This is a genomic window from Pseudooceanicola atlanticus, from assembly GCF_000768315.1.
GTDB classification, from domain to species: Bacteria; Pseudomonadota; Alphaproteobacteria; order Rhodobacterales; family Rhodobacteraceae; genus Pseudooceanicola; species Pseudooceanicola atlanticus.
Window position 1 is genome coordinate 611,454 of record NZ_AQQX01000003.1, and the last position, 18,000, is coordinate 629,453.

The window sequence follows — 18,000 nt, forward strand, 5'->3', positions numbered from 1 at the left end:
CCCCGTCAGGACCGCCCGACATCCCCCGGCGCCACGGCGACCGACTTGATCACCGCGTAGCATTCCGTGCCCGGTGCCAGCGCCAGCGCCTCTGCCGACCGGCGGGTGATCCGCGCCAGGATCAGATCCTTGCCGGCGGCCAGCTGCACCATCACCCCCGGCCCCTGCCCGTCATGCAGCGTCGTGACCCGTGCCGGCAGGATGTTCAGCGCCGAAATTCCCTCGGGCCGGGTCAGCGACAGCATCACGTCCTGCGCCTCGATCCGCACCCGCAGCCGCCGCCCCTCCGCGCCACCGACACCGGGCAGGATCAGCCGTCCGCCCGACACCGCGACCTCGGTCAGCCCGTCGGCATGATGCGCGGTGATCTGGCCGCTCAGCAGCGCCCCGGCGGCACGCGGCCCCAGCATCGGCGCAAGGCCGGGATCGGCGAACAGCGCCTCGGCGGGTCCCGCGCGCACCACCTGCCCCCGGTCCAGCAGGACCAGCGTATTGGCCAGCCGCGCGACCTCCTCCACCGCGTGCGAGACGTAGAGGATCGGCAGCCCCGCCTCGTCCCGCAGCCGTTCCAGGTAGGGCAGGATCTCTTCCTTCCGCGCCTGGTCGAGCGAGGCAAGCGGTTCGTCCATCAACAGCAGCGCCGGGTCCGACAGCAGCGCCCGCCCGATCGCGACCCGCGCCTTTTCACCGCCCGACAGCGCACGCGGACGCCGGTCCAGCAGCCCTTCGATGCCCAGCAGATCGGCGATCCGGCCCAGATGCCGGTCATCCGGCGCGCCGAATAACAGGTTTCCCCGCACGCTCAGATGCGGGAAAAGCCGTGCGTCCTGAAAGACATAGCCGACCCTGCGGCGATGCACGGCCACGTCGATCCCCGCCGCCCGGTCCAGCAGCACCCGGTCGCCCAGCACGATCCGCCCCTCGCGCGGGCGCAACAGCCCGGCCACGGCGTTGACGACCGAAGTCTTGCCCGCGCCCGACCGCCCGAACAGTGCGGTCACGCCGCCCTCGGTCTCGAAGGTCGCCGCCAGCGCGGTGTCGCCCAGCTGATGCCGGATATCGACGCTCAGGCTCATCCGCGCACCCGCCGTGCCATGGCCCGCGCCAGCGCCTCCGAGGCGACCAGCGCCACCGTCGCGATGACGACCGAAATCACCACCAGCCGCAGCGCCGCGCCCTCGCCGCCCGGCTGCTGAAGAAAGGCATAGATGGCCGAAGGCAGCGTGCGCGTCTCGCCCGGGATGTTGGACACGAAGGTGATCGTCGCCCCGAACTCGCCCATGGCCTTGGCAAAGGCCAGCACCGCCCCCGCCAGCACGCCCGGCAGGATCAGCGGCAGCGTCACCGTCACGAAGACCCGCAGCCGCGAGGCGCCCAGCGTCGCCGCCGCCTCCTCGAGCCTTGGATCGACCGCCTCGATCGCCAGCCGGATCGCGCGCACCATCAGCGGGAACCCCATGACTCCCGCCGCAAGCGCCGCCCCGGTCCAGCGAAAGGCAAAGACGATGCCGATGGATTGCAGCGCCTGCCCCAGCGGCGCGGCGGGCGACAGCGACAGCAGCAACAGGTAGCCGACGACCACCGGCGGCAGGACCAGCGGCAGATGCACCACCACGTTCAGCAATTCGCGGCCCCAGAACCGGCCCCGCGCCAGCGCCATGGCCACCGCGATGCCCAGCGGCAGCGCCAGCACTGTCGCCCAGAAGGCCACGCGCAATGACAGGCGCACCGCCTCCCATTCCTGCGGACCAAGGCCCAGGATCATTCCGGGTCGGCCCGCTGGAACCCGGCCTCGTCGAACACGGCCTGCGCCGCCTCTGTCATCAGGAACCCGAGAAAGGCATGCGCCTCGGATTGCGCGTCCAGCGTCGCGGCGCCGGGATAGACGATGGGCGGATGGCTGTCCTTGGGGAACAGCCCGCGCAGATGCGCCCGCGGCTCCGCATGGGCATCGGTGCGATAGACGATCCCGTAGGGCACCGCACCCGTCGCCACCAGCGCCAGCGCGGCGCGCACGTTGTCGGCCTCGGCCAGCTGGTCCTTCACCGACAGCCACAGCCCCAGCTGCGTCAGCGCCGCCTTGGCATAGAGCCCCGCCGGCACCGCATCGGTCAGCGCCACGGCCAGCCGCCGCCCGTCCAGCATGCCCTCGAGGTCCATATCGGCGTCGATGCCGATGCCTGCGCCCGGCCGGAACGACACCAGCGCCAGCCGGTTGGTCCAGATGTTGCGGCGCGAGGATGTCTCGATCAGCCCCTTGCCCGCGAGGTCGTCCATCCAGCCCGGATTGGCCGACAGGAAGATATCCGCAGGCGCCCCCGCCTCGATCTGCCGCGCCAGGGCCGAAGACCCGGCATAGGAGATCACGACCTCATGCCCCGTCTCGGCCTCCCACAGCTCGGTTACCTCGTCCAGCGGCCCGGCCAGGCTGGCCGCCGCGAACACCAGCACCCGCTCCGCCCGCACCGGGGCGGCGAAGGATGCAACAATCAGAAGACAGGCCAGAAATCGCGTCATGGCCGCATGTCACCGCGCAGCCGCGGAAGTTTCAAGCGCAAAAGACCGTGATCGCGCCGCCCGGCCCCGCCACCATGGTCGCAGGCCGGCCCTGCCTTGCGGGGTCCCGCCCGAGCGTGCATAGAGATGGCCCAACCCCGCAAGGATCGCCGCCCGCATGTCCGTCCCCCTGACCACGCTCAAAGACCTCGCCGCCCTGCCCTTCGACGACGTGATCGACGTGCGGTCCCCCGCCGAGTTCGCCGAGGATCACATGCCCGGCGCGATCTCCCTGCCCGTGCTCGACAATGACGAACGCGCCCGCGTGGGCACCATCTACAAGCAGCAGGACCCGTTCAGCGCCCGCAAGATCGGTGCGGCGCTCGTGTCGCGCAACGCCGCCCGCCATATCGAGGGGCCGCTCGCCGACCGCACCGGCGGCTGGCGCCCGCTGGTCTATTGCTGGCGTGGCGGGCAGCGCTCGGGCTCCTTCGCGTCGATCCTGCAGCAGATCGGCTGGCGCGCCGACACCGTCCAGGGCGGCTACAAGGCCTATCGCCGCCTCGTCGTGGCGCTGCTGCATGACGACCCGCTGCCCTTCCGCCCCATCCTGATCGACGGCAATACCGGCACCGCCAAGACCCGCCTGCTGACCCACCTGCAAGATCAGGGCGCGCAGGTCATCGACCTCGAGGGGCTGGCCGAACATCGCGGATCGCTCTTCGGCGGGCTGACCGGGCCGCAACCGGCGCAGAAGATGTTCGAAAGCCGCCTCGCCGCCGCGCTCACCGCGCTCGACCCCGCCCGCCCTGTCTACCTCGAGGCGGAAAGCAACAAGATCGGCGACCTGCTGATCCCCGGATCGCTGTGGAAGGCGATGCTGGCCGCGCCGCGGGTCCAGATCTCCGCCCCGCTCGACGCCCGCGCCCGCCACCTGATCGACACCTATGCCGAACTGACCGCCATGCCCGAGGCGATCGCGGCCATCGTCGAAAAACTGCGCCCCTACCACGCCGCCGACCAGATCGACGCCTGGCAGACGCAAGCCCGCAACGCCGATTTCGCCCCCCTCGCGGCCGAGCTGATGCGCCTGCATTACGACCCGCGCTACGCGAAAAGCGCAGCCCGCCGCAGCGGCACGCCGACGCCCCTCGACCTGCCCGACCTGAGCGAGGACACTCTCGCCCGGACCGCCACGCAGATCCTGGAAAATCCGCCGATTTCCTAGCCTATGTCAAAGTGATGGAGGGCGGCCCCGCCATCAGCGTCCCGATCCGTACGGCACCCACGCCGCGCGCCTCCAGCCGGGCCAGAACCGCCGCGCACTCCGCCTCGGGCACCGCCGCCAGCAGGCCACCGGCCGTCTGCGGGTCGTGCAGCAGGTCGTGCAACGGGCTTTCCGCGCCAAAGACCGGCGCATGGCTCCGGTTCGCCTCGAACAGGGTCGACCGCACGCCGCGCCGGGCCAGGTCCAGCGCACCCGCATGGATCGGCACCGCCTCGCCCCAAAGCTCCGCCGCGACGCCGGAGGCACGGCACATCGCCAGCAGGTGCCCCGCCAGGCCGAAGCCGGTGACGTCGGTCATCGCATGGGCGCCCGACAACACCGCTGCCGCCTCGGCCTGCCCCGCCGCCATCGCCGACCAGAGCGCGGCAACATCCGCGCCCCGCGCCTTGCCCTGCATTTCAGCCGCCAGCAACACGCCCGACCCGATCGGCGCCGTCAGGATCAGCGCATCGCCCGCCTGCGCCCCGCCCAGCGTGATCGGCGCGCCGTCGCACAGCCCGGTGATCGAGAACCCGATCGTCAGCTCCGCCCCCATGGTCGAATGACCGCCAAGGATCACCCCGCCCGCGCGGCCGAATACATCGCCTGCCGCGCTCATGATCTCGGCCATCATGCGCGCCTGCACCGGTTCCGAGGCGCGCGGCAGGATGATCTGGGCCAGCGCCGATTGCGCAACGCCGCCCATGGCCCGGATATCGCCCAAAGCGTGCTGCGCGGCGATCCGCGCCATCTGGCCGGGGTCTTCGGTAAAGGCGCGCAGGTGATCGGTGGTCAGAACCTGCATCTGCCCGCCGATCCGCAGGATCCCCGCATCGTCCCCGGGCCCGGTCAGCACATCCGCGCGCTCCGGCTGGGTCATCCGCGCCAGCACGTCGTCCAGCACGCCCGCACCGACCTTGGACCCGCAGCCCGCACAAAGCGGCGCCGCCTGCACGATCTCCGCCGCGCCCAGCGCCGCACCTTTGGGCGGCGGCGCGGGGCGCATCTGCGGCAAATCCGTCAATCGCTGCATGAAGCGGCGGTCGATCCGGTCCTTCCAGCGCCAGATCGCGCCGCCCGCCGGGGCCAGTGGCAGGGCGGGATATTTCTCGGCCACCGCGCGCGGCCCGCCCAGCGACACCAACCGCAGATAATGACGCTGAGGCCTGAAGGGGCGCAGGCCGCCCCCCGTCACCATGGCACGCAGGTTATGGGCCAGAACCTTCGCCGCGCGCACTGCAAAGACGCCCGCCTTGGGGCGCGGCGCATGGGTCAGGGCCGCGCAATCGCCCGCGGCAAACAGCCTGTCCTGGCCGATGACCTGCAAGGTATCCCTCACCTGAACGAAGCCATCCTCGGTCGGCAGGCCGGTCTCCGTGACCCAGCCCTGCGGTGTCGCCCCAGCCGCGCCCACGCAGAACCCGGCAGGTACGCGCTCACCGGTCTCCAGCACCGCCTCCGTGGCGGTCACTTCGACGACGCGGCCCTCGATCAGCTCGATGCCGGCGCGGTCCAAATCTTTTTGCAAGCGAGCGGTCAAGGCCGCCCCCGCGCCGCTCAACCCGCCGCTGCCGATCAGCCGAACCGGCACGCCGGCCCCGACACGATGGCGCATGGCCAGGGCAATCTCCGTCCCGCCCAGCCCGGCACCGATCACCGCGATGTCCGGCTTTTCGTCCTGCGCAAGGTAGCGCGCCCAACCCCGCGCGAATTGCGGAAAGGGTTTCACCGGATGCCCATGTTCGGCAAATCCCGCGACCTTCGGCAGATCGCTGGTGATCCCGATATCGAGCGACGCGACATCATAGGCAATCTCGCGCGGGCCCTCCGCCGTCTCCACGTTGATCCGCCGCCCGTCCGTATCGACGGAAGAAGCCGCGCCAAGGATGATCCGCGCCCCGGCGAACCGCGCCAGCCGCACCAGGTCGATGCCGATCTCGTCGGCCGTATAATGCCCCGCCACGTGGCCGGGCAGCATGCCGGTATAGGTGGTCACGGGGCGCGGGTCGATCAGGGTCAGGCGCAGCCCCGGCACCGGTTTCATCCCGAACATCCGCAGCACCAGCGCGTGGGCATGGCCACCGCCGATCAGCACGAGGTCCTGGGTCAAGGGGGTCTGGGTCTGCATGGGTCATTCGCCTGGAAGGATCGCTTCTGCCTACCCGCTCCGCCCCGCCGCGTCCATGTGACGAGAAACCTCGCTCAGCCTCCTCCGACCCGGTTTTTGCCCCTCAGCTGGACGAGAAACACGCTTTGTCGGGGGTGTTCCTGTGGATAAGTCGGAAAAGCTGTTTTGAGATGCGCCCTTGCGGCCGGTAGCTGATGGGGATAAGTGAACGCTGAGTGATGCCTGCGGTTTTCGAGCGATCCTCTCGTCTTCCGGGCAGCTTCAGACCAAATCCCGAAGCGATCACCGGCCTCGCACCTCAAGTTCCAAAATCTCCAAAATTGTTGGGTAAGTGACACTCACGCGGCATTTTCATTCGTTTCCTCTCCGCCGCCGGTCGACTTTTAACAAGTGCCGACCGCCGCCTCCCGGCGCGTTTCACTCGAAACCGACGGCGCACCGACGCAATACCGACGTGATACCGACGCAGTACCGACGTGCCAAATGGCCGGTTTCCCGGCTCACCAGGTATCGACGAACGGACGCCCTCCCCGGGCAGGCGGCGGGGCGACATTGCGCGCATTTGCGATCCAGGCCCGCGTCTCCGCCGGGTCGATGACACCGTCGATCTCGGTGGCCGAGGCATAGGCGACGGCCTTGCCCTGGGCGTACATCCCGGCGACCAGCTTCTGATAAAGCTCTTCTTTTTCAACGGGATCGCTCACCGCTTCCAGCTCCTTGCGGAACCCCAGGCGCACGGCCCCTTCCAGCCCCATGCCGCCAAACTCGCCCGTCGGCCAGGACACGGTCAGCGCCGCCTCCTTGAAGCCGCCAGCCACCATCGCCATCGCGCCCAGTCCATAGCCTTTGCGCAGAACGACACCATAAATGGGCACCGTCAGCGACGCACCCACAACAAACATGCGACTCACATGCCGCACCAGCGCCGTCTTCTCGCCCTCCGGTCCGACCATGAAGCCGGGCGTATCGACCAGAGAAATCACCGGCAGGCCATAGGCCTCACAGAGCTGCAGGAACCGGGCCGCCTTGTCCGCGGCATCCGCATCAATTGCGCCGCCCAAATGCTTGGAATTATTGGCGATAAGCCCATAGGGCTTACCCTCGATCCGCAGGAAGGCGGTGACCATGCCCGGCCCCCAGCCGCGCCGCAATTCCAGCACCGACCCGACATCCGCCAGCGCCTTGATCACGTCGCGCACCTCATGCACACGCAGCCGGTTCTCGGGCACCAGATGGCGCAGAAGGCGCGTGTCGCCCTCCTCCCACTCCGTCAGGTCGCCCTGGGTGTATGAGAGGTATTTGCGCGCCGCCGCCGTCGCCTCGGCCTCGTCCGCAACCCTCAGATCCACAACGCCATTTCCCCATTGCACGTCGATCGGACCGACCTCCTCGGGCTTGTAGACGCCCAGCCCGCCCCCCTCGATCATCGCGGGGCCGGCCATGCCGATATTGCTGGCCTCGGTCCCGATGATGACATCGCAGCAGCCCAGCAGGGCCGCGTTTCCGGCAAAGCAGCGGCCCGTCACCACGCCGACCACCGGCACCTGTCCCGAGAGTTCGGCAAAAGCCGCAAAAGAAGGGCCGTCGAGACCCGAAACCGTGCTGCGCTCGGTGTCGCCGGGCCGCCCCCCGCCGCCTTCGGCATACAGAACCATGGGGATCTTGTGCTTGCCGGCCAGCTGGAAGATGCGGTCGAGCTTGCGGTGATGGCGCTGCCCCTGGGTCCCGGCCAGCACGGTGTAGTCGCCAATGGCCAAGGCGGCACGCCCGGCTTCGGGGCCAAAGAGGTCGCGGTTGATCGTGGCAGTGCCGGTGAGGATGCCGTCACCGGACGTGTTCGCCTGAAGGTCTTCGAGGCTGCGACGGCGGGCCTGGGCGGCCACGGCAAATTCGCCGTATTCGTTGAAGCTGCCCGGGTCGACGAGGTCGGCGATGTTTTCCCGCGCGGTGCGCAGGCCCAGCCGGTGCCGCTTGGCGACCGCCTCGGGGCGGCTTTCGTCGCGGCCAAGCGCCTGACGATCCAGCATTTCCTGCAAATCAGGGCGGATGCGATCAAGGTCGATATCGTCGACATCCACCTGCGCGGCGGCATCGCCTTCGACCGGGTCCAGCGCGGCAAGAGGTGCACCATCCATCACCGTGTCACCGGGGGCGATCAGCAGTTGAGTGACACGGCCAGCAACGGGGGCGGTGATGACGTGTTCCATCTTCATCGCCTCGAGGATCGCGACGGGCTGACCGGCGGCGACGGCTTCGCCCTCCGAGACGCGCCATTCGGTCAGGGTCGCCTGCATCGGGGCGGCGACCGGAACCTGCCCCTCGGGCAATTCGGTGACCTGCCGACGTTCCGTGCGCGTTTCGGCCTGCGGGAAGCGCGGGGCTGGCAGGGCCTGCGCCGCCCCGGCCAGATCGGCCGCGTGATCGCCGATGAACCGCGTGGTGACGGCCGACACGACAAGCTCCGGCCGGTCGAGGATCGCGCGAAGCCAGGCAAGGTTCGTGGCCGGTCCGTCGATCCGGAACTCGGCCAGCGCGCGGGCGGTGCGGGACAGCGCGGCGGAGAGGCTGGGCCCCTGCCCGATCACCTTGGCCAACAGGGAATCGTAAGCAGTACCAGCGACATAGCCGGCAATGCCGTAGCCATCGACGCGAATGCCCGGCCCGGCGGGTGGGTCGTAGGCGGCCAGCGTCCCACCGGAGGGGCGGATGTCGCCATCGGCCGCGATCTCTTCCAGGCAGACGCGGGCCTGAACGGCAAAACCGCGCGGCGCGAGGTCGAGGGCGAGGTCGTCCAATGTCGCGCCCCGGGCGATCTGCAACTGGCAGGCGACGAGGTCGAGACCATAGATCACCTCTGTCACCGTATGTTCGACCTGGATGCGGGGATTGGCCTCGATGAAGAAGACCTCTCCGGTCGCGGTATCGAGGAGGAATTCGAACGTGCCAAGGCCACGGTACTGCCCCGCTGCAGCCATGCGCGTCGCATGATCGGCCAGCGCATCGCGGGTGGCGGCGGGAAGTTCGGGGGCCGGTGCGATTTCGACCACCTTCTGGTGGCGGCGCTGCAAGGTACAGTCGCGGTCACCCAGCGTGACGATGCCGCCCTGCCCGTCGCCCAGAACCTGAACCTCGATATGGCGGGCGGCGGCGATGAAGCGTTCGGCATAGATCGCGCCGTCACCAAAGGCGGCTTCGGCTTCGGAGGCACAGCGGGCATGGGCCTCTGCCACCTCGGCCGGGTCGGTCACGACGCGCATGCCGCGACCGCCACCGCCGGAGACCGCTTTCAGCACCATCGCCGCGCCAACCGGCAGGGTGGCAAAGAAATCCGCGGCGCCCTCTGCGTCGATGGCCCCGGTGCCCGGCAGGACCGGCACGTCATGATCCTGTGCAAGCGCACGTGCCTTCAGCTTGTCCCCATAGAGCGCGAGGCTTTCGGCGCGCGGACCGACGAAGGTCAGACTCGCCTTGTCCAGCGCCGCGGCGAAGTCGCTGTTTTCGCTCAGGAAGCCATAGCCCGGATGGACCATGTCGCAGCCCGACGACTTTGCGGCCGTGACCACCGCGTCGATATCGAGATAGGCCCGCGCCCCGCGCCCCGGAAGCTCGACCGCAGTGTCGGCCCGCAGCACATGCAGGGACCCGGCATCGTCGGCGGGATGAACCGCCACGGTTTCGATCCCCAGTTCGGCGGCGGTGCGGGCGATGCGCAGGGCGATCTCGCCCCGGTTGGCGATCAGCAGGCGGGTCATTGGGTCTCCTTCGGCGTCGGGCAGTGTCTGGCGGCCGGTATCGGGGGAAATCGGGTGCGCTCGGGCCCTGTCGCACATGGTCGATCGGCCAAAAATCGCTCCTCCCTCATCGGCCCCTCCCCGGCTGATGACGCAAAGGGAAGATGATTTTACCCTGGAGTCAACAACCCATCCCTCAATGCAAGCAGCGCGGGCGTTGCGGAAAAAATAGGCACTCGAAAAATCCACGTCTCAAGGGAATGCAGGAAATCGGGCAAAAAAACGGCACGTGGATCATCGTGGAATTTGCTATTTCAAATCACCACTCTAGGCTTGAGGTATGGACGAGAATCAAATCTTCGATGAGATGTGGGGCCGTACGGAGACACTCCGTCCGCCTTATTCAATGTTCAAGGAATGGTTCGACGGCGAGGACCCCAGCCGCCTGCGTGCAAAACAGCGCGAAGCTGAGGAGTTGTTCCGCCTGACGGGCATTACCTTCAACGTCTATGGGCGTGCCGAGGCAGAGGAGCGCCTGATCCCCTTCGACATTGTCCCGCGCATCATTTCGGGCCTGGAGTGGCAGCGTCTGTCGCGCGGCATCGAACAGCGGGTGCGGGCGATCAACGCCTTTCTCTACGACATCTACCACAAGCAGGAGATCGTGAAGGCCGGGCGCATTCCCGAACACATGATCAGCCAGAACGAGGCCTTCCTGCCCCATATGGTAGGGGTGAACCCGCCCGGTGGCGTCTATACCCATATCGTCGGAATCGACCTCGTGCGGACCGACGACAACCAGTTCTACGTGCTCGAGGACAATGCCCGCACGCCCTCCGGTGTCAGCTACATGCTGGAGAACCGTGAGACGATGCTGCAGATGTTCCCGGAGCTGTTCGCCAACAACCGCGTCAAACCGGTGGAGACCTATCCGACCAACCTGCGCCGGTCGCTTGCCGCCTGCGCGCCGCCCGCGACGACGGGCAATCCAACGGTTGCGGTTCTGACGCCAGGCATCTTCAACTCCGCCTATTTCGAACATTCGTTCCTGGCCGACCAGATGGGTGCGGAGCTTGTCGAGGGGCATGACCTGCGGGTGGTCGATGGCCGCGTCGCGATGCGCACGACCGAAGGCTACAAGCCGATCGACGTGCTTTATCGCCGGGTGGATGACGATTTCCTCGACCCGCTGAACTTCAACCCGGAAAGCCAGTTGGGCGTGCCGGGGATCATGGACGTGTACCGCGCCGGCGGCATCACTATCGCCAACACGCCCGGCACCGGGATCGCGGATGACAAGGCGATCTACAGCTACATGCCCGAGATCGTCGAGTTCTATACCGGTGAACGCCCCCTTCTGGAAAACGTGCCGACCTATCGCTGTTCGGAACCGGATGCGCTGGCCTATGTGCTGGACAACCTGTCCGAACTGGTCGTGAAAGAGGTGCACGGATCGGGCGGCTACGGTATGCTGATCGGGCCCACGGCCACGAAGAAGGACATCGCGGCCTTCCGCAAGAAACTGAAGGCGCGGCCGGGCAATTACATCGCGCAGCCCACGCTGGCGCTGTCGACCGTCCCGGTCTTTTCGCGCGCCGGATTGTCCCCGCGCCACGTCGATCTGCGGCCTTTCGTGCTGGTCAGCCCCGACAAGATCGACATCACGCCAGGCGGCCTGACCCGCGTGGCGCTGAAGAAAGGCTCGCTGGTCGTGAACTCCTCGCAGGGCGGCGGGACCAAGGATACCTGGGTGCTGGAGGACTGATGCTCGGCAAGACGGCAAATGGTTTGTTCTGGATGTACCGCTATCTCGAGCGGGCGGAAAACACGTCTCGCCTTGTCGAGACGGGCCAGAGGATCGCGCTGACGCGGCTAGGGTCGTCCGAAGCGGAATGGCGGTCGATCATGCAGACGGCGGGCGTCCTGCAGGGGTTCGAAGAGACCGGCGAGGAACTGAACGGCGAGGCCGCGATCGACTGGATGCTGCGGTCCAAGGCCAACCCCTCCTCGGTCCTGACCTCGATCGAGGGCGCGCGGCAGAATGCGCGGCTGGTGCGCACGGCCCTGACCCACGAGGTCTGGGAGGCCGTGAACGGCACCTACATGGCCGCCAAGAAACTGTTGGCCCGAAAGGTTCCCGAACGCGACCTTCCCGAGGTGCTGGGCAAGATCCGGCAGCGCACGGCGCTGGTGCGCGGGTCGACCCACGGCACGATGCTGCGCAACGACATCTACAATTTCGCCCGGATCGGCACCTTCCTGGAACGCGCGGACAACACCGCCCGGATCCTCGACGTGAAATACTACGTGCTGTTGCCCTCGGTGATGTCGGTGGGGTCCTCCATCGACAACGTGCAATGGGAAACCATCCTGCGGTCCGTGTCGGCCCGTGGCGGCTTCCGCATGGCCTATGGCAACAATTACGACCCGGTCGACATTGCGTACTTCCTGATCCTCGACAAGCGGATGCCGCGATCGCTGGCCTTCTGTGTCGGCAAGATCCGGGACAACTTGAACTACCTCGCGGAGAGTTACGGCACCAACCCGCCCTCTTGCGAGAAAGCGTCCTTCATCGAGCAGCGGTATCTGTCGCACAACATAGACGCGGTCTTTGACGAAGGCCTGCATCAGTATATCGAGAAGGTGCTGAACCTTATCGGAGACCTGGGCGGTCAGATCGAAGTCGATTACCGCTTTTACGAGTGACCATGCGCCTGAAAATCGTTCACAAGACCCACTATTCCTTCCAGCAGCCCGTGTCCTACGGGTTGCAGCAGCTTCGGAAGACGCCCAAGTCGCGCCATCAGCAGATGGTCCACGCCTGGGAAACCGAGATCGAAGGCGGCAAGAAGGAACTGTCCTATACCGACCACCACAACAACACGGTCGAACTGATCTCGTTCGATCGCGGTGCGACGGCCATGACCATCGTGTCCCGTGGCGAGGTCGAGGTCGAGGAAACCCACGGGGTCGTCGGCAAGCATCTCGATTCGTCGCCGCTGTGGATGTACCAGGCGCAAACGCCCCGCACCAAGGCCGGCGCGGGCATCCGCAAGCTGGTACGCGAGGTCGAAGGCGAGACCGAAGTGCAACAGATGCATTCGCTGATGAAGGTCGTCGGCAATGCCATCGAGTACAAGCTGGGCGCCTCGGAACCGGAATGGACCGCCGAAGAAGCCCTGACCGCCGGCCAGGGTGTCTGCCAGGACCATGCCCATGTTTTTCTGTCCTGCGTCAGAGAGATGGGGCTGCCCGGTCGCTATGTCTCGGGCTACCTGATGATGGATGACCGGATCGAACAGGACGCAATGCATGCCTGGGCCGAGGCCTATCTGGATGGCCTGGGCTGGGTCGGGTTCGACGTCTCCAATGCGATGTCGCCGGATATGCGTTACGTCAGGGTCGCGACAGGGCTGGACTATTCCGACGCCGCGCCTGTAACTGGCACCCGGATCGGTGGCGAGGGAGAGTCCCTTGTCGTTCAGATCGAGGTTGCACAGCAGCAGTAGTGAAAACGTGACATGACGTATTGCGTGGGAATGGTCCTCGACCGCGGACTGGTGTTCATGTCCGATACCCGGACGAATGCCGGGCTCGACAACATCTCGACCTTCAAGAAGATGCATCACTGGGAAGAACCGGGCGAACGCTCGATCACCCTGATGACCGCAGGCAACCTGGCCACCACCCAGGCCGTGGTCAGCCTGCTGGACGAACGCACCAAGGCCCCCGATGACCGCGAACCGTCTCTGATGGCCGCGCCGTCGATGTTCCAGGCCGCTCGGATCGTTGCGGACACGCTACAGAAGGTCATCCAGAAGCATTCCCGGTCCGGCCAGGAGGCCAGCAACGCCTTCAACGCGACGATCATCATGGGTGGCCAGATCAAGGGCGGGCCGACGCGGCTGTTCCTGATCTATCCCGAGGGCAATTTCATCGAGGCCGGGGACGACACCCCGTTCTTCCAGATCGGCGAGATGAAATACGGCCGCCCCATCCTGGTGCGTGCCTATGAACCCACGATGTCCTTTGACGAGGCGATGCGCCTGCTGCTGGTGAGCTTCGATTCGACGCTGAAGGCCAACCTGACTGTCGGCGCGCCCTTCGATTTCCACGTCTACGAGGCCGACACGTTCAAGATCGGTCATACCGGCCGGATCGAATTCGACGATCCCTATTTCCAGGCGATTTCTGTCGGGTGGGGCGATGCGTTGAAAACGGCGCTGCTGAGCCTGCCCAAATACGATCTCTGATCCGTCAACGCGCTGAAGCTTAGGTTCTGACGGTCCGGCATTCCATGGCGCGGGCTATGGTGCCACTATCAGGCCCCTGCTGTTCGTCATGCCATCCCGACGGGAAACCACCCAACGAAGGTTGCTCGCGGTCTGTACCAAACCGCTACCTGCCGATTTCTGAAAATCTGGACCCGATTATCGTTCGTCTTGCGAAGGATAAATGGTGCGGTCGAGAAGACTCGAACTTCCACGGGAGTTACCCCACAGCGACCTCAACGCTGCGCGTCTACCAATTCCGCCACGACCGCACTGTCATGTTGGTGACGGGCGTATAGCGACCCGTTTGCAGGATGTGAAGCGGAAAAATCATCTGTTGGAGAGGGGATGCCGATTTCTTGCGGGGGGTGCGGCCCGCACGCGGCATTGAACCCTGCCCCGCCTGCCTCTATGTCGATCCAGCAGCACAGAAAAAGGGGCCCTGCCGTGCCTGAATGGATCACCTCGCCCGGCCTGACCGAGTATGACGACGCGGTCGCCTGGATGGAGGATCGCGTGGCCGCCATCCACGCCGGCGAGGCGGAAGAGGCGATCTGGCTGGTGGAGCATCCGCCGCTCTATACCGCAGGCACCTCGGCCAAGCCCAGCGACCTGGTCGATCCGGAGCGGTTCCCCGTCCACGATACCCGCCGCGGAGGCCAGTACACCTATCACGGGCCGGGTCAGCGCGTCATCTACGTGATGCTCGACCTCAACACCCGCGGCAAGGATGTGCGCCGTTTCGTGGAACAGCTGGAAACCTGGGTGATCGCCACGCTCGACAGTTTCAACATCCGCGGCGAGATCCGCGATGGCCGTGTCGGTGTCTGGGTGCCCCGCCCCGAAAAACCGCCCCTGCCCGACGGATCGCCGCGCGAGGACAAGATCGCCGCCATCGGTATCCGCCTGCGCAAATGGGTCAGCTATCACGGGATTTCGATCAACGTCGAACCGGAGCTCGATCATTTCGACGGTATCGTGCCCTGCGGTATCTCGGGCCACGGCGTCACCAGCCTGGTCGATCTGGGCCTGCCCGTGGCGATGACCGATCTCGACGCCGCCCTGCGCGCCAGTTTCGACGACGTGTTCGGCACCTGAGCGAGCGACCTGCGACAATTCACCGGACCCCTCGCCTTGTTGCCTGGCGGAGGAATGCGTTATCTGTGGGATAAGGACGCGCAAACCTTATCTGAGGATGTAACATCATGACCCCCAAGCTGACATTGGCCGCCGCCCTGATGGCGCTTGCCGCGCCCGCTTTCGCGGACAGCCATGCCATGGGCGATGCGGAGGCCGGCGAGAAGGATTTCCGCAAGTGCAAATCCTGCCACACCATCGCCTCTGCCGACGAAACCTTCGTGAAGGGCGGCAAGACCGGCCCGAACCTCTACGGTATCGTCGGACGCACCGCCGGCACCGTCGAGGATTTCCGCTATGGCAATGACCTGGTCGCCGCCGGCGAAGCGGGCCTCGTCTGGGACGAAGCCAGCCTGACCGAATACGTGCAGGATCCCAAGGCATTCCTGCAGGACTACCTGGACGATGGCTCTGCCAAGTCGAAGATGAGCTTCAAACACCGCTCCGACCCCGAGGACGTGATCGCCTATCTCGCGACCTTCTCGGAAGAGTAAGTCCGGCTTTCTGGCTACGAACCAAAGGGGCGGTCCGTTGGGGCCGCCCTTTTTCGTCTATTCGTTCGCGCGGACACGCGACCGGGAACCGCCCTAAGGCGCGATCAATGTTCAAGTGTCGTGAGAAATGGCGCACCCGATAGGATTCGAACCTATGGCCTCTGCCTTCGGAGGGCAGCGCTCTATCCAGCTGAGCTACGGGTGCCGCGAGGGGCGTCATAGGATAATACGCCCCGCCCCGCAATCCGAAATCGTGCGGGGCGCGGGCAAATGCAGTCGGATCGCCCGATCAGGCCGGTTTCGTTGCCTTGGCGATCATCGTCATCTGCGGGATCATCTCGTCGACCGAGACGTCCTCGAACCCGGCCTCAGTCAGTTCCGTCGCGAGCGTGCCGCTGTCGACCGAGCGTGCCTCGGGCGTGAAGGCGGTGTGCTGCAACTGCCAGAGCGCGGCCAGACCGGGTCCGGAGCGGTCGGCATGGACCATGAAATCGTGGATCAGCAATTGCCCACCCGGCTTCAGCGCCTTCATGGCATCGGCGATCAGCCCCTCATGCATGTCACCCGGCACCCCCGACAGCAGGTACGACATCAGCACGATATCCTGCCCGCCCGGCCAGCCGGTCTTGAGCGCGTTGCCATCGACATATTCGATGCGATCGCTCAGCCCTGCCTTTTCCACGTAGCCGCGGCCCAGTTCGGCGACATTGGGGAATTCGACGATGGTGGTCTTCAGCTCGGGGAACGCCTTGCAGAGCGTGATGGCAAAGGCCCCCGTGCCGCCACCCACATCCAGCATGCTGCGCGCCTCCGACAGGTCCAGACGGCGCGCCAGCTGACGTGCGGGCCCAAGCGACCCGGCATGCTGGCTTTCGGAATACAGCCGCGCTTCCTCCGGATCGGAGAACCATTCCTCGTAAGACCCGGTGGCATCCTCGCCCAGGTCGCCCTTCACGGCCGGAGCCAGCTGATCCATCAGCGGATACATCTGCTGGCCGACCTGTCGGGCCAGGTAATCGCTGAAATCGTATTTCGCACCCTTCACCAGGAACGACTCGGCCGCCGGGGAATTGGCGAACTTGCCGTCCTCCACCGTCAGCAGCCCCAGCCCGGCCAGTGCCGTCATCAGCGTCTCGACCCGGTCGCGGTGAACATCGGTGGCCTCGGCCACCTCGTCCGCGGTCTTCGGGCCTTCCGCCAGCTTGCTGAACAGGTCCAGGTCGATCGCCAGGAACAGCGCCTTTGACCCCATGAAACCGAATGCAATGTTTGAGATTTCGTCGGCTTCGGTGGCTGGGGTCATGGGTCTCTCCTGTCTGGTTTCGATGCCGGACCGTAACAAGCCGGTCCCGGAAGGGCCATGCCTGGGGCGGAAGTAAACCGGCTTCCGGGCAGGAGGCGCCGGGAGTGCCGCATTCTCAGTCAGAACGGCGGGACTGGTGTGCAATGCGGGACGCGTGATAGAGATGACCTATCAAAATTATCGGATGTGAACGGACATCATGATCGCCAAGCTGGAAATGCTGATCGCCCTGGCAACCGAACAACATTTCGGCCGCGCCGCACAAAGCCTGTCGATAACCCAGCCGACCCTGTCGGCGGGCATCAAGCAGTTGGAGGATCACCTGGGTGTCAAGCTGGTCGAACGCGGATCCCGCTTCGGCGGGCTGACACCCGAAGGCCAGCGCGCGCTCGTCATGGCGCGCAAGATCGTCGGCGATGCCCGCCGCCTGCGCGACGAGATGCGGGTCAAGCGGGATGGCCTGGCCGGGAGGCTGCGCGTCGCGGTGATCCCGACGGCCCTGACCTGGGCCTCGCACCTGGCCGCGCGGCTGAACGACAAGCATCCGAGGATCGGGCTGACGATCCGCTCCGCCCCGTCGCAGAACGTGCTGTCCATGCTGGAAAATCTCGAAATCGACGCCGGCATCACCTATCTCGACAACGAACCGCTGGGCCGCGTGTCCTCGGTTCAGCTCTATCGCGAAACCTACCGTCTGGTCTGCCGGTCCGATCATCCGATGGCAGACCTGCCCGGCGTCAGCTGGGGCCAGATCGCCGGGCAGAAGCTGTGCCTGCTGACCCCCGACATGCAGAACCGCCGCATCATCAACCGCAATTTCATGGAGGCCGGAGCCGCGCCCGAGGCGATGATCGAATCCAACTCCACCGTCGTGCTGGCCGCGACCGTGGCGCGCGGCGACTGGGTCACGATCCTGCCCGGCGACATGGCCGACTTCCTGGTCACCGGCATGCCACTTGTCGCCATCCCGATCGAAGGCGCGGCCATCGCGCACAAGGTCGGGCTGATCACCGAACACCAGGAACCCCACACCCCCGTTCTGGCGGCCCTGATGCGAGAGGCGGCCGCGCTCGCCAGTTGAACGGGATTTTTGATCGAAGGAGTTGATAGATATTCCCTATCGACCAACGAAACCGCGATATTGATTCCTGATCGCCCTTGGGTCACGCCTGC

The 18,000-nt window shown here is 66.1% G+C and carries 14 protein-coding genes and 2 tRNA genes; 8 read left to right on the top strand and 8 right to left on the bottom strand.

Features of this window, described 5'->3' with window-relative positions; translation table 11 throughout:
• Window positions 1-5: 5 nt before the first annotated feature.
• The 3 genes from modC to modA are packed head-to-tail and all read right to left on the bottom strand — an operon-like array spanning window position 6 to window position 2,517.
• Entirely contained in the window at window positions 6-1,076 is a 1,071-nt protein-coding gene (modC, locus tag ATO9_RS10800) for a molybdenum ABC transporter ATP-binding protein (protein WP_043748307.1), read from the bottom strand.
• The gene (modB, locus tag ATO9_RS10805) at window positions 1,073-1,765 is read right to left on the bottom strand and encodes a molybdate ABC transporter permease subunit (protein ID WP_043748309.1); all 693 of its coding nucleotides are present in this window, start codon (window positions 1,763-1,765) and stop codon (window positions 1,073-1,075) included. The genes modC and modB overlap by 4 nt, the downstream gene beginning before the upstream one ends.
• Window positions 1,762-2,517: a molybdate ABC transporter substrate-binding protein gene (gene modA, locus ATO9_RS10810; protein WP_043748311.1), complete on the bottom strand. Its 756-nt coding sequence runs from the start codon at window positions 2,515-2,517 to the stop codon at window positions 1,762-1,764. Before modA ends, modB begins: the two co-directional genes overlap by 4 nt.
• Before the next feature lie 157 nt (window positions 2,518-2,674).
• Between modA and mnmH the strand changes: the two genes are divergently transcribed.
• On the top strand, window positions 2,675-3,724 hold the full coding sequence (mnmH, locus tag ATO9_RS10815) for a tRNA 2-selenouridine(34) synthase MnmH (protein ID WP_043748314.1): 1,050 nt from the start codon (window positions 2,675-2,677) through the stop codon (window positions 3,722-3,724).
• Between the two features lies 1 nt (window position 3,725).
• On the opposite strand, the gene selD is transcribed toward mnmH, so the two are convergent.
• The gene (gene selD, locus ATO9_RS10820; RefSeq protein ID WP_043748317.1) at window positions 3,726-5,891 is read right to left on the bottom strand and encodes a selenide, water dikinase SelD; all 2,166 of its coding nucleotides are present in this window, start codon (window positions 5,889-5,891) and stop codon (window positions 3,726-3,728) included.
• A 500-nt stretch (window positions 5,892-6,391) separates the two neighbouring features.
• Window positions 6,392-9,643: an acetyl-CoA carboxylase family protein gene (locus tag ATO9_RS10825; RefSeq protein ID WP_043748320.1), complete on the bottom strand. Its 3,252-nt coding sequence runs from the start codon at window positions 9,641-9,643 to the stop codon at window positions 6,392-6,394.
• A 319-nt stretch (window positions 9,644-9,962) separates the two neighbouring features.
• On the opposite strand from ATO9_RS10825, the gene ATO9_RS10830 reads away from it, so the two are divergent.
• From ATO9_RS10830 to ATO9_RS10845, 4 genes are read left to right on the top strand one after another with little or no spacing between them, the layout of a single operon-like run.
• A complete protein-coding gene (locus ATO9_RS10830; RefSeq protein WP_043748322.1) occupies window positions 9,963-11,387 on the top strand; it encodes a circularly permuted type 2 ATP-grasp protein in 1,425 nt (474 codons plus the stop codon).
• A complete protein-coding gene (locus ATO9_RS10835) occupies window positions 11,387-12,328 on the top strand; it encodes an alpha-E domain-containing protein (protein ID WP_043748324.1) in 942 nt (313 codons plus the stop codon). The genes ATO9_RS10830 and ATO9_RS10835 overlap by 1 nt, the downstream gene beginning before the upstream one ends.
• Before the next feature lie 2 nt (window positions 12,329-12,330).
• A complete protein-coding gene (locus ATO9_RS10840) occupies window positions 12,331-13,131 on the top strand; it encodes a transglutaminase family protein (protein ID WP_043748329.1) in 801 nt (266 codons plus the stop codon).
• Window positions 13,132-13,161: 30 nt separating this feature from the next.
• Entirely contained in the window at window positions 13,162-13,875 is a 714-nt protein-coding gene (locus ATO9_RS10845; RefSeq protein WP_081979533.1) for a proteasome-type protease, read from the top strand.
• Window positions 13,876-14,078: 203 nt separating this feature from the next.
• Here ATO9_RS10845 and ATO9_RS10850 read toward each other — a convergent pair.
• A tRNA-Leu gene (locus ATO9_RS10850) sits at window positions 14,079-14,165 on the bottom strand.
• 175 nt (window positions 14,166-14,340) lie between these two features.
• Between ATO9_RS10850 and lipB the strand changes: the two genes are divergently transcribed.
• A complete protein-coding gene (lipB, locus tag ATO9_RS10855; RefSeq protein WP_043748333.1) occupies window positions 14,341-14,991 on the top strand; it encodes a lipoyl(octanoyl) transferase LipB in 651 nt (216 codons plus the stop codon).
• Between the two features lie 107 nt (window positions 14,992-15,098).
• The gene (locus tag ATO9_RS10860) at window positions 15,099-15,524 is read left to right on the top strand and encodes a c-type cytochrome (RefSeq protein ID WP_043748337.1); all 426 of its coding nucleotides are present in this window, start codon (window positions 15,099-15,101) and stop codon (window positions 15,522-15,524) included.
• Window positions 15,525-15,652: 128 nt separating this feature from the next.
• Here ATO9_RS10860 and ATO9_RS10865 read toward each other — a convergent pair.
• Both ATO9_RS10865 and ATO9_RS10870 read right to left on the bottom strand, forming a co-directional pair.
• Window positions 15,653-15,729: transfer RNA gene (locus tag ATO9_RS10865), tRNA-Arg, on the bottom strand.
• An 84-nt stretch (window positions 15,730-15,813) separates the two neighbouring features.
• A complete protein-coding gene (locus ATO9_RS10870) occupies window positions 15,814-16,827 on the bottom strand; it encodes a methyltransferase (protein WP_043748339.1) in 1,014 nt (337 codons plus the stop codon).
• Window positions 16,828-17,026: 199 nt separating this feature from the next.
• On the opposite strand from ATO9_RS10870, the gene ATO9_RS10875 reads away from it, so the two are divergent.
• Window positions 17,027-17,908: a LysR family transcriptional regulator gene (locus ATO9_RS10875; protein ID WP_043748341.1), complete on the top strand. Its 882-nt coding sequence runs from the start codon at window positions 17,027-17,029 to the stop codon at window positions 17,906-17,908.
• The last annotated feature ends 92 nt before the right edge of the window (window positions 17,909-18,000 follow it).